Source organism: Comamonas sp. Z3, assembly GCF_008121565.1.
In the GTDB taxonomy this organism is placed as follows: domain Bacteria; phylum Pseudomonadota; class Gammaproteobacteria; order Burkholderiales; family Burkholderiaceae_C; genus Comamonas; species Comamonas brasiliensis.
Window position 1 is genome coordinate 244,344 of record NZ_VOQU01000003.1, and the last position, 11,279, is coordinate 255,622.

9 protein-coding genes are annotated in these 11,279 nt (G+C 64.3%); 6 read left to right on the plus strand and 3 right to left on the minus strand.

Annotated elements, in window-relative coordinates; genetic code table 11:
* Positions 1-124: 124 nt before the first annotated feature.
* Positions 125-958, minus strand: a complete 834-nt coding sequence (locus FSY59_RS09670) for a biotin--[acetyl-CoA-carboxylase] ligase (RefSeq protein WP_050873138.1) — start codon at positions 956-958, stop codon at positions 125-127.
* 151 nt (positions 959-1,109) lie between these two features.
* On the minus strand, positions 1,110-1,616 hold the full coding sequence (locus FSY59_RS09675) for an SET domain-containing protein (protein ID WP_003060037.1): 507 nt from the start codon (positions 1,614-1,616) through the stop codon (positions 1,110-1,112).
* A 117-nt stretch (positions 1,617-1,733) separates the two neighbouring features.
* Between FSY59_RS09675 and FSY59_RS09680 the strand changes: the two genes are divergently transcribed.
* Positions 1,734-4,670 (plus strand): DNA topoisomerase III, encoded by a 2,937-nt coding sequence (locus FSY59_RS09680; RefSeq protein ID WP_148728880.1) that lies wholly within the window; start codon positions 1,734-1,736, stop codon positions 4,668-4,670.
* A gap of 65 nt (positions 4,671-4,735) precedes the next feature.
* Here the strand turns inward: FSY59_RS09680 and FSY59_RS09685 are convergent, their stop codons facing one another.
* A complete protein-coding gene (locus FSY59_RS09685) occupies positions 4,736-5,386 on the minus strand; it encodes a TetR/AcrR family transcriptional regulator (RefSeq protein ID WP_255439309.1) in 651 nt (216 codons plus the stop codon).
* A gap of 110 nt (positions 5,387-5,496) precedes the next feature.
* Here FSY59_RS09685 and FSY59_RS09690 point away from each other — a divergent pair, with 110 nt between their 5' ends.
* The 5 genes from FSY59_RS09690 (at position 5,497) to FSY59_RS27350 (ending at position 11,260) form a co-directional block, all read left to right on the plus strand.
* Positions 5,497-6,741, plus strand: coding sequence for a branched-chain amino acid ABC transporter substrate-binding protein (locus FSY59_RS09690; protein ID WP_148728882.1), 1,245 nt, complete (start codon positions 5,497-5,499; stop codon positions 6,739-6,741).
* Positions 6,742-6,844: 103 nt separating this feature from the next.
* Positions 6,845-8,494: an acyl-CoA dehydrogenase family protein gene (locus FSY59_RS09695; RefSeq protein ID WP_003060029.1), complete on the plus strand. Its 1,650-nt coding sequence runs from the start codon at positions 6,845-6,847 to the stop codon at positions 8,492-8,494.
* 14 nt (positions 8,495-8,508) lie between these two features.
* Entirely contained in the window at positions 8,509-10,050 is a 1,542-nt protein-coding gene (locus FSY59_RS09700; RefSeq protein WP_148728883.1) for a class I adenylate-forming enzyme family protein, read from the plus strand.
* Positions 10,051-10,205: 155 nt separating this feature from the next.
* Positions 10,206-10,973: a tyrosine-protein phosphatase gene (locus FSY59_RS09705; RefSeq protein ID WP_019042633.1), complete on the plus strand. Its 768-nt coding sequence runs from the start codon at positions 10,206-10,208 to the stop codon at positions 10,971-10,973.
* A gap of 113 nt (positions 10,974-11,086) precedes the next feature.
* On the plus strand, positions 11,087-11,260 hold the full coding sequence (locus FSY59_RS27350) for a hypothetical protein (protein WP_003060024.1): 174 nt from the start codon (positions 11,087-11,089) through the stop codon (positions 11,258-11,260).
* The last annotated feature ends 19 nt before the right edge of the window (positions 11,261-11,279 follow it).

An 11,279-nucleotide genomic window follows, 5' to 3' on the forward strand; every position in this document is an offset into this window, starting at 1 on the left:
GCGCATTCCAATCGCGGGCAGCCGAGCAAGGGCCGCCCCGCAGCGAGGGCTGCGTCCTTCTCCACTTGCGCGCAGCGCGTAGAGAGAGGAGGAAGGCGCAAAGCGCCTCAGGAGGTGCTTCATTTCAAGCCTGCAACGGGCTGCTGGCCGGACGCACGCTGATTTCCGAGCTGGTCACGGCCTGTAGCCCCGCAGCGGTGCGCACCAGAAAGCCGCCATCGGCCGCCACACCCTGGGCCATGCCGCTCGTGCCGTCGCTCAGACTCACTTCGCGCCCGGCCAGCAGATCGCGCTGGGCAAAGCGCTGCATCAGCGGCGCAAAACCGTGTCGGGCAAAGCTCTGCACCTCGGCCACCAGATTGGGCAATATGCAGGCCAGGGCCGTGGGCGCGTCCAGCGCGGCATCCAGCTCCTGCAGGCAGGCCGGAGCCGTGCGCATGCCGTCACCGGGGCGGGGACGGACATTGATGCCGATGCCTATCACCACGTAGCGCGGCGCCGTCATATCGTGCTGCTGCGTGCCGACGAAGCTTGCGGTCTCGATCAGAATGCCGGCCAGCTTGCGGTCGCCTTCCAGCCACAGATCGTTGGGCCATTTGATGCCGATGCGCGGCGTGGCGCTGCCGGCAACCGGCAGATGGGGCTGCAGGCTCTCAGCCACACTCACGCCCACCGCCAGCGACAGCCCCGACCAGTCGCGCGGCGCCAGCGGCAGGCCCAGCGAGAACATCAGCGAATCCCCGACGCCGCTGACCCAGTTGCGCCCCAGCCGGCCACGGCCCTGCGTCTGCTGCTCGGCAATCAGCAGCACCGGCTCCGTCAGCCCGTCGCGCGCGCGGCGCATGAGTTCGGTGTTGCTCGAGCCAATGGTCGGCAGCACCTCGACCGTGAAGCCCGGCAACTGCGGTGCAATGGCTTCCCACAGGGCTTCGGCATTCCAGTGAATCGGCTGAGTCATTTTCTTTATCCAAAATTTCTATGCAGCGAGCACGCCTTGAACAAGCATGTTCCAACTCAGAGACGCCGAGCAAGAGCCGCCTCGCGGCGATGGCGTCGTCCCCCTCCCGCATTGCGAAGCAACGCGAGAGAGGGGGAAGCGGCAAAGCCGCTCAGGGGGTGCCGTGAGGCATCGGCGGCTTCCAGCCCCTTTTCGGCGCCAGCATGGTGCCACGGCAGTTCGCCGCACCGCAGTAGCAGGCATATTCGGCCTTGAGCTTGGCCGTGTAGCGCTCCTCCACCATCAGGCCATAGTCGTAGTTCAGTTCCTCGCCTGCGGCAATATTGCGCAGTGCAATGATGTAGATGCGACCGTCGATCTCGTCGGTGTAGCAGTTGGGATCGCAGCTGTGATTGATCCAGCGCGAGGAATTGCCCTTGTGCGTGGCGTCGATCACACGCTCATCATCGACCTGAAAATAAAAAGTGTGATTGGGCTGGCTGGGATCATGCGGATGACGGTCCTGCGCCTCCTGCCAGTCGATCACCTCACCCACGTACTCAATAAGGGTTTCGCCTTGCGCAATATCCTGCGCGGCGAAAACGCCTTTGCCGTGCACGCCGGAGCGCCGGGTCTGGATACGGCGGCCTGTGGAAGAGGCCAGTGATGTGCGGGGCATGTTTTCTCTGATACTTTGAATATGCACACATGTGCGCATGCGCGCGCGTGAGAAGCGAATTGTATGGGCCTGAGTTTCGATTCGGGTTCAGGTGGTTAATGACGACGAGAACACACAATGACTAAAACCCTGGTGATTGCAGAAAAGCCTTCTGTCGCACAGGACATCGTCCGTGCGCTGACCCCGGTGGCAGGCAAGTTTGAAAAACACGATGACTATTTCGAATCCGACAGCTATGTGGTGACCAGTGCGGTCGGCCACCTGGTGGAAATTCAGGCGCCCGAAGAATTCGACGTCAAGCGCGGGAAATGGAGTTTTGCCAATCTGCCGGTCATCCCCCCGCGCTTTGACCTCAAGCCCGTGGACAAGACCAAGACCCGACTGAACGCCGTGGTCAAGCAGGCCAAGCGCAAGGATGTGACCGAGCTCATCAACGCCTGTGACGCGGGCCGCGAGGGTGAGCTGATCTTCCGCCTGATCGAGCAATACGCGGGCGGTGCCAAGGGCGGCCTGGGCAAGCCGGTCAAGCGACTGTGGTTGCAATCCATGACGCCGCAGGCGATTCGTGACGGCTTCAACAATCTGCGCAGCGATGCCCAGATGCAAGGCCTGGCCAGCGCCGCGCGCAGCCGCTCCGAAGCCGACTGGCTGGTGGGCATCAACGGCACGCGTGCCATGACGGCCTTCAACTCGCGCGACGGCGGTTTCTTCCTGACCACCGTGGGTCGCGTGCAGACGCCCACCCTGTCCCTGGTGGTGGAGCGCGAGGAAAAGATCCGCCAGTTCGTCAGCCGCGACTACTGGGAAGTGCACGGCACTTTCGACGCCCAGGCCGGCCAGTACCTGGGCAAGTGGTTCAACCCGCAGTGGAAGAAATCGGACGATGCCGAGGCCAAGGCCGACCGCCTGTGGAGCAAGGCCGAGGCCGAAGCGATTGCCGCCGCCGTCCAGGGCAAGCCGGCCACCGTCACCGAGGAAAGCAAGCCCACCACGCAGGCCTCGCCCCTGCTGTTCGACCTGACCAGCCTGCAGCGCGAAGCCAACGGCAAGTTCGGCTTCTCGGCCAAGACCACGCTGGCGCTGGCGCAAAGCCTGTACGAACGCCACAAGGCCCTGACCTATCCGCGTACCGACTCGCGCGCCCTGCCCGAAGACTATCTGCCCGTGGCGCGCCAGACCTTCGACATGCTGGCCACCAGCGGCATGCGCCATCTGGCGCCTTTTGCCCAGCAGGCCATCAACGACAACTACATCCGCCCCACCAAGCGCGTGTTCGACAACAGCAAGGTGTCGGATCACTTTGCCATCATTCCGACCACCCAGGCTCCTTCCGGCCTGTCGGAAGCCGAACAGAAGCTGTACGACCTGGTCGTGCGCCGCTTCATGGCCGTGTTCTTCCCCAGCGCCGAATACCAGGTCACCACGCGCATCAGCAAGGTCGAGCAGCACAGCTTCAAGACCGAGGGCAAGGTGCTGGTCAAGCCGGGCTGGCTGGCCATCTACGGCAAGGAAGCCGCCAACGAGGTGGAGGATGCCAAGGAAGGCGACAAGGGCCAGCCCCTGGTTGCCGTGAAGCCCGGCGAGCAGCCGCGCACCCACCACGCCGATGTCAAGGGCCTCAAGACCAAGCCGCCGGCACGCTACTCCGAAGCGACGCTGCTGGGTGCCATGGAAAGCGCCGGCAAGCAGATCGACGACGACGAGCTGCGCGAAGCCATGCAGGAAAAAGGCCTGGGCACGCCAGCCACGCGCGCGGCCATCATCGAAGGCCTGCTGACGGAAAAGTACATGCTGCGCGAAGGCCGCGAGCTGATCCCCACGGCCAAGGCCTTCCAGCTGATGACGCTGCTGCGCGGCCTGGAAGTCGAGGAACTGTGCCGCGCCGACCTGACCGGCGAATGGGAATTCAAGCTGTCGCAGATGGAAAAAGGCCAGCTCTCGCGCGAAGCCTTCATGCAGCAGATCCAGGCCATGACCGAGAAGCTGGTCAAGAAGGCCAAGGAATACGACCGCGACACCATTCCCGGTGACTACGCGACGCTTTCCACGCCCTGCCCCAACTGCGGCGGCGTGGTCAAGGAAAACTACCGCCGCTACGCCTGCACGGGCGCCAATGGAGCCAGCGAAGGCTGCGGCTTCTCGTTCACCAAGTCCCCTGCCGGCCGCACCTTCGAGACGGCCGAGGCCGAGCAGCTGCTGCGCGAGCGCCGTATCGGCCCGCTGGAAGGCTTCCGCTCCAAGGCCGGCTGGCCGTTTGTGGCCGAAGTCGCCATCGTGCGTGACGAGGAAAACAGCAACTTCAAGCTGGAATTCGACTTCGGTGACGACAAGGATTCCGAGGACACGGGCGAGATCGTGGACTTTGCCCACCAGCAAAGCCTGGGCCCCTGCCCCAAGTGCGGCTCGCCCGTCTTCGAGCATGGCGCCAACTATGTCTGCTCCAAGGCCGTGCCCACGCTGGCCCAGACCACGCCCAGCTGCGACTTCAAGAGCGGCCAGATCATCCTGCAGCAGCCCATCGAACGCGAGCAGATGAGCAAGCTGCTGCAGACCGGCAAGACCGACCTGCTGGAGAAGTTCGTCTCCAACCGCACGCGCCGCAACTTCAAGGCCTTCCTGGTCTGGGATGGTGCGGCAGGCAAGGTGAACTTCGAGTTCGAGCAGCGCGAAAGCAAGTACCCGGCACGCAAGACGGCTGGTGCAGCGGTGGCCAAGACCACGACCGCTGCCGCCAAGAAGACAGGCACGGCTGCCAAGAAGACCGCCGCCAAGACAGCGACCAGGGCGACGACCAAGACCGCTGCGGTGAAGAAGCCCCGCACCGTGAGCGCCACGCTCAAGCCCAGCGCCGATCTGGCCGCCGTGATCGGCAGCGAGCCCACCTCGCGCCCCGACGTGATCAAGAAGCTCTGGGACTACATCAAGGCCAACGGCCTGCAGGATGCCAAGGACAAGCGCGCCATCAACGCCGACGCCAAGCTCAAGCCGGTGTTCGGCAAGGAGCAGATCAGCATGTTCGAGCTGGCAGGCATTGTGGGCAAGCATGTGAGCTGATCGCCAGCCCTGCCCCGCCAACCCACAGAGACCGCCACGGCTTGCCGCTGGCGGTCTTTTTCATTTCAGGCAGCGCAGCGCAAGGCGTTCAGATAGCCGGATACGGCCGTGTTGGCGCGCTGGCACAGCAGATCCAGATCCGGGACGCTGTCCGTGGCCAGATAGCTGTGGTTGAGCAGACCGTACAGAATGCACTGGCTCACCCGTGCTGCATCGCGCACCGGGTAGTCCGGGGGCAGATCGGCGGCCTGCTCTATGGCAGCGGCCCAAGCGTCCACAAAGCGCTCGAACATCTTCCGGTAGGCCTGCGAAGTGGAGTAGTGACGCTCCAGCAGATAGTGGGCCCCCCATTCATCTGCCCGCTCGCGATGCGCCTGCAGCTGTGACTCGACCACTGCCTCGGCAATCTGCATCAGCGGCTGGCCCGCATGGCTGCTGGTCACGCCGCGAATGCCCAGCAGCAGTGACTTGGAGCGCAGATGCAGGCACACCTTGGCCAGGTCTTCCTTGCCCGAAAAATATTCGTAGAAACTGCCCAGCCCGGTGCCCGCCACCAGGACGATCTCGCGCACGGTGATTTGCGCGTAGCTGCGCTCAAGCAAAAGCCGAACAAAGGCGTCCTGCAAGGCCTGAAACGTATGCCGTGCACGAGACTGCAAAGGGCGGCGACGCCCTGCTGTCGCGGAGGAAGGGGTGTGTGGTTTCCTGCTGGCCAAATCCGAACACCTTTTTTGCACGGGTTTCTAGAATTTTCCACAGAGACCTCGATGCCGATGTGCACGGTAACCCGGTGGATAGGAAATTCTCATCGAAGACGGAGACAAGCATGCCCCCTCTCACTCCCATCTGCCTGGCGGCAGTGGCACTGGTCTGCATTTCGGCGGCTCACGCACAGCCTGCCACGGTAGTGAAGATTGCCTCGCTGGATGCCATGAGCGGCCCCATGGCGGGGCTGGGCCTGAATGTGCTCAAGAGCTTCCAGTACAGCGCCAAGCTTGCCAACGAGCAAGGCTGGGCGGGGGCCGTAAGGTTCGAGATCGTGCCCTTTGACAACCGCCTTTCCGCACAGGAGGCGCTGAGCCAGCTCAACTCCATCATCGGACAGAACATCCGCTATGTGGTGCAGGGCGCCAGCTCCTCGGCCGTGGGCCTGGCGCTGCAGGAGGCCATCGAAAAGCACAACAGCCGCAACCCCGGCAAGGAAATCATCTATCTGAACTATGCGGCCCAGGCGCCGCAGATGACCAACGCCAAGTGCAGCTACTGGCATTTCCGCACCGATGCAAATTCGGACATGAAGGTGGCCGCGCTGACCTCCTACCTGGCCGGGCAAAAGCAGGTCAAGCAGGTCTTTCTGCTCAACCCCAACTATGCCTACGGCCAGGAAGTCTCGCGTGCCGCACGCAGCATGCTGGAGGCCAAGCGCCCCGACCTGAAGATCGTGGGCGATGACTTCCACCCTCTCGGGCAGGTCAAGGATTACTCGCCCTATATCGCCAAGATCAAGCAATCCGGAGCCGATGCCGTCATCACTGCGGACTTCGGCGCCGACCTGGCGCTGATCGTGCGGGCCGCGCGCGAAGCGGGTCTGGACACGGACTTCTACACCCTCAACGGCAACAACTTCGGCGTGCCCAGCGCCATGGGGGCAGCAGGACAGGGGCGGGTCAAGCTGGTTTCGGCCTTCAGCCCCAACTCCCAGCCTCTGGTCGGCGATTCGCTGCTGCCGGGCTTCAAGCGCCAGTTCAACGAGGACTTCATCAACGGCCTGGGCCACAACGCCCTGCTGATGCTGGCCCAGGGCATACGCGAGGCCAAGTCCGTGGAACCTGCCGCGGTGGCGGCCAGGATGTCGGGCATGCGCTTCGACGGCATCAACGGCCCCGTGGAAATGCGCAAGAGCGATCACCAGGCCCAGCAACCCATCCATGTACTGAGCTGGGAACAGGTGGACGGCAGGGCCGTGGTGCATGACCAGGAAGGCACAGGCCTGGGATGGAAGCCCGTCAGCACGGTTTCTGCCCGGGCGGCCGCCCTGGACACCAGCTGCAAGATGAGGCGGCCCTCCTGACTCCGCCTTCTGGCGGGCCCTTCCCGCCTGCCGGACATCTCGTAGAAATCACAAAGCCCTGCGCCCTGCTGCAGGCAGGGTCACATAGAAAGGAAGAGACACCATGACCGGCATTCATCCTCATAACCAGGCCCCGGAGCTCAAGGACTACAACGTCTTCACCAGTGACCCGGTGCTGCAGCGTGCCGTGGCACGCGGCGGCGCGCAATGGCGCGAGCCGGAGCTGCAACGCCAGGGTGCGGAATATGGCGCCGAAGCCACGCTGCGCGCTGCCGAAGACGCCAACCATTTCGAGCCCGAGTTGCACACGCATTCCCCGACAGGCGACCGTATCGACCAGGTGCGCTTTCACCCCGCATGGCATCAGATGATGACGATTGCCCGGCGCAACGGCATCTGCAACCTGCCCTTCACCGACGCGCGGCAGACGGCCTGGCCGGCCTATGGCGCATCGCTGTTCATGCACAGCCAGATCGAGTCCGGCTCGGGCTGCCCGACCACCATGACCAAGGCCAGCATTCCGCTGGTGCGTCTCAACCCCCAGCTCCATGCGGTGCTGGGGCCGCTGCTTGCGTCCACCGATTACGACGCGCGTGACATCCCCGCCGAGGGCAAGCGTTCCATCACCGTGGGCATGGGCATGACGGAGCGCCAGGGCGGCAGCGATGTGCGCAGCAACACCACGCGTGCCGTGGCCCTGAACCCATCGGGCAGCCTCGGCCCCTGGGGCGAGGAATATCTGATCACCGGCCACAAATGGTTCTTCTCGGCCCCCATGTGCGATGGGCATCTGGTGCTGGCCAAGACCGAGGAGCGCGGTCCCACCTGCTTTTTCGTGCCACGCTGGCGACCCGACGGCCGCAAGAACGCCATCCATATCCAGCGCCTCAAGGACAAGGTGGGCAACCGCTCCAACAGCAGCAGCGAAGTGGAGTTCGACAACGCCTGGGGCGTACTCATAGGCCAGGAAGGCCGGGGTATATCCACCATCATCGAAATGGCTACCTACACCCGTCTGGACTGCGCGCTGACCAGTGCGGGCTTTATGCGTCAGGCCCTGGTGCAGGCCCTGCACTACACGCGCAACCGCCATGCCTTCGGCCTGCCACTGGCCGAGCAGCCGGTGATGACCGGCCTGCTGGCCGATATGGCATTGGAATCCGAAGCCGCCACCTGGCTGGCCATGGATCTGGCCGCACGCTTTGGCTCCGAAGACCCGCTGGATCAGGCCTGGCGCCGCATCGTCACGCCTGCAGCCAAGTTCTGGAACTGCAAGCGCGCCGTGGGCTATACCGGCGAAGCCATGGAAGTCTTCGGCGGCAACGGCTATGTGGAGACCGGCCCCATGGGGCGCTTGTTCCGCGAGGCCCCCGTCAACTCCATCTGGGAAGGTTCGGGCAACGTCATGTGCCTGGATGTGCTGCGCGCCATTGCCCGCAACCCCGACGACGCCCATCTGCTGCTGGACCATCTGCAGCAAGCGGGTGCAGAGGAAGCCGTGCTGCGCACGCAGGTGGACAAGCTGCGCCAGGCCATCATGCTGGCGCCTCAGGATCTGGAGCGCGAAGCGCGCCGCTTCACCCAGCGCCTGGCCATCACGGTGCAGGCCACGCTGATGCTGCAGCATGCAAGCAGCGACAGCGCTGCGGCCTTTCTCGGCAGTCGCTTCGACCCGGACTGGGGCCCGGTGGCCGGTGTTGCCTGCGGCAGCAGCGACCCGGCCGCCCTGCTGCGCAATGCCTGGACTGGTTGAGGAGGACGCCAGCCATGATGAATTTCATTTCCCTGCTCGACCAGCAGGCACGCACGCGCCCCGAAAAACTGGCGCTGCGCGCTGACGGCCAGGACTGGAGCTATGCCGCACTGGCCGAGGCCAGCCGCCGCGCCGCCACCGTGCTGCAGGCGCAAGGCCTGCGCCAGGGCGACAGGATCGGCCTGCTGTGCTTGAACACCCCGGGCTTTGTGTTCGCGCTATTCGGCGCTTGGCGGCTGGGTGCCGCCGTCGTGCCCATCAACCACAAGCTGCAGGCCCCGGAAGTCGCCTACATACTGCGCCACTGCGGCTCACGGCTGTGCATCGTGGATGGAACGCGCGCAGCGTTGATCGCAGCGGTCCAGGCCGAACTGCAGCCGGCGGCAGAACTGCGGTGGCTGAGCACGGCTTCTGCCGCCGAAGGCCTGGGCTTCTTCGATGAGTTGCTGACGCAGGCCCCCCCCTGCGGCGACCAGCATGGCCATCCGGCACCGGACGCGCTGGCCGAAATCCTCTATACCTCTGGCACCACGGGCCAGCCCAAGGGCTGCCTGCACAGTCATGCCAATGTCTTTCACGCAGCCCTGTGCACGGCCGCCGCCACCTCGCTGTCGCCCATGGAGCGCACGCTGATCGCCATGCCCATCTGGCACTCGTCGCCGCTGAACAACTGGTTTTTGGGCACCTTGCTCATGGGCGGCACCGCCGTGCTGATGCGCGAATACGCTCCCAGGGAGTTTCTGCAGACGCTGGAGCGCGAGCGCATCAGCTTCACTTTCGGCGCGCCGATTGCCTTTCTGGCCCCGCTTGCCGTGGTGCCGGATGTGGCCAGCTACGACTTCAGCGCCATTCGCCTATGGACCTATGGCGGCGGCCCGCTGGGCGCGGAGATGGTTCGCAAGCTGGCCCAGGCCTATCGCAGCGACCGCTTCATGCAGGTCTATGGCATGACCGAATCCGGCCCGCTGGGCAGCATGCTCTATCCAGAAGAAGCCTTGACCAAACCAGGCTCCATCGGCCGCAGTGCCATACCCGGCGTGGAACTGGAACTGCGCCGCCAGGATGGCAGCCCGTGCGGCCCCGGCGAGGTGGGCGAGATCTGCCTGCGCTCCGCCGCCATGATGCAGGGCTATCTGAACAGCCCCGAGGCCACGGCCGCCGTTCTGGACGACCAGGGCTGGTATCGCAGCGGCGATCTGGCGCGCAGGGATGAGGACGGCTATCTCTATATCGTGGACAGGCTCAAGGACATGATTGTTACGGGTGGCGAAAACGTCTATTCCAAGGAGGTGGAAGACGTGCTCTGCACCCACCCCGACGTGCAGGACGTTGCTGTCATCGGCCGGCCCCATCCCGAATGGGGCGAGACCGTGGTGGCCGTGCTGACCCTGAAGACCGGCAAGTTGCTGGACCAGGAGACCCTGCGCGAGTTCATGGCCCCGCAGCTGGCGCGCTACAAGATTCCGCGCCTCTTCGAGTTCCGTGACACACTGCCGCGCACCGCTACCGGCAAGCTGCTCAAGCATATGCTGCGGGGCAGTGCAAGCAGCCATTGAGCGCGAAGGCACTGTCGCAAGATGGCTCTCGGGCAGATTCGGCGCTGCAAGTCTTGGCCATGCGGCGCTTTCCGTTCGGGCCGGCGATCCTGGCACCGCGCCCGGGTAACACGGATGACATGGATGGGTCTTTGCAATCCGCTATAAGCATTGGTATGCAACTGAACCATGACCTGCTGACGGAGCGCCCCGCGCGCCAAGTCTCCCTTTCGGGAGCCTCCAACTTCCGTGATCTGGGCGGATATCAGGGCCTGGACGGCCGCCGCCTGCAATGGGGCAAGCTGTACCGCTCCGCGCATCTGGCGCACCTGACACAGCAAGACCTGGACCAGCTGCAAAAGCTGGGCATACACCGCAGCGCAGACTTTCGCGGCGAAGGCGAAAGTGCGCATCTCTCCTATGCCTGGCCTCTGATCGAGCGCCATGCCCTGGTGGTCGAGCCCACCGTGGTGCAGCGCGCCCAATCCCTGATGGAGCAGGGTCGCCACCTCAGCAGCCGCGATACCGAGGAGCTGATGCACGACACCTACCGCAGCTTTGTGAACGTGTACGGCAATCGCTTTGCGCAGTTCCTCGCACTGCTGCAGCTCAGCGATGCACCGCTGGTCTTTCACTGCACGGCCGGCAAGGACCGCACGGGCTGGGCTGCGGCCCTGCTGCTGACGGCGCTCGGCGTGGACGAGGAGCAGATCATGGAGGACTATCTGCTGACCAATCAGTACTTCGTACGCCCGACCCAGATGTATGGCCAGCTGTCCGAAGAGGCGCTGGATGCGCTGTGGCGCGTGCAGCCGTCCTATCTGATGGCCTCGGTCGACGTGGTGCGCGCCCAGCATGGCAGCGTGGACCGCTATCTGAGCCAGGTGCTGGGTGTGGATGGCACCGCGCGCGAGCGGCTGGCCGAGCTGTATCTGGAGACCTGATCAACTTTGATAGCTTTAAACGCTTACCCCGTTTAGGCTAAACCCATTTTCAGGCAAAACAAGCTGTTACGGCGGGGTATCTCCAGCCCGCTACCATGGGGCTACGAGCCGCAATGGATGCGGACAAGGAAATGCAGATGCGCAAATGGCTCTCCCTGGCCGCAGCAGCCGCCACGCTGGTGCTGACGGCCTGCTCCGGTACCATGCCGGCCTCCTCCAGTTCCAGCAGCTCCGGCGGCGTGGAAATCTTCGGCACGGTGGACGCAGGCGTCAGCCGTACCTGGTAAGCCCCGCCGCAAGGCACAA

Coding starts and splice junctions, on each gene's coding strand:
- FSY59_RS09680 (WP_148728880.1), top strand. CDS start 1,734: ATGACTAAAACCCTGGTGATTGCAGAAAAGCCTTCTGTCGCACAGGAC.
- FSY59_RS09690 (WP_148728882.1), top strand. CDS start 5,497: ATGCCCCCTCTCACTCCCATCTGCCTGGCGGCAGTGGCACTGGTCTGC.
- FSY59_RS09700 (WP_148728883.1), top strand. CDS start 8,509: ATGATGAATTTCATTTCCCTGCTCGACCAGCAGGCACGCACGCGCCCC.
- FSY59_RS09670 (WP_050873138.1), bottom strand. CDS start 958: ATGACTCAGCCGATTCACTGGAATGCCGAAGCCCTGTGGGAAGCCATT.
- FSY59_RS27350 (WP_003060024.1), top strand. CDS start 11,087: ATGGATGCGGACAAGGAAATGCAGATGCGCAAATGGCTCTCCCTGGCC.
- FSY59_RS09675 (WP_003060037.1), bottom strand. CDS start 1,616: ATGCCCCGCACATCACTGGCCTCTTCCACAGGCCGCCGTATCCAGACC.
- FSY59_RS09705 (WP_019042633.1), top strand. CDS start 10,206: ATGCAACTGAACCATGACCTGCTGACGGAGCGCCCCGCGCGCCAAGTC.
- FSY59_RS09695 (WP_003060029.1), top strand. CDS start 6,845: ATGACCGGCATTCATCCTCATAACCAGGCCCCGGAGCTCAAGGACTAC.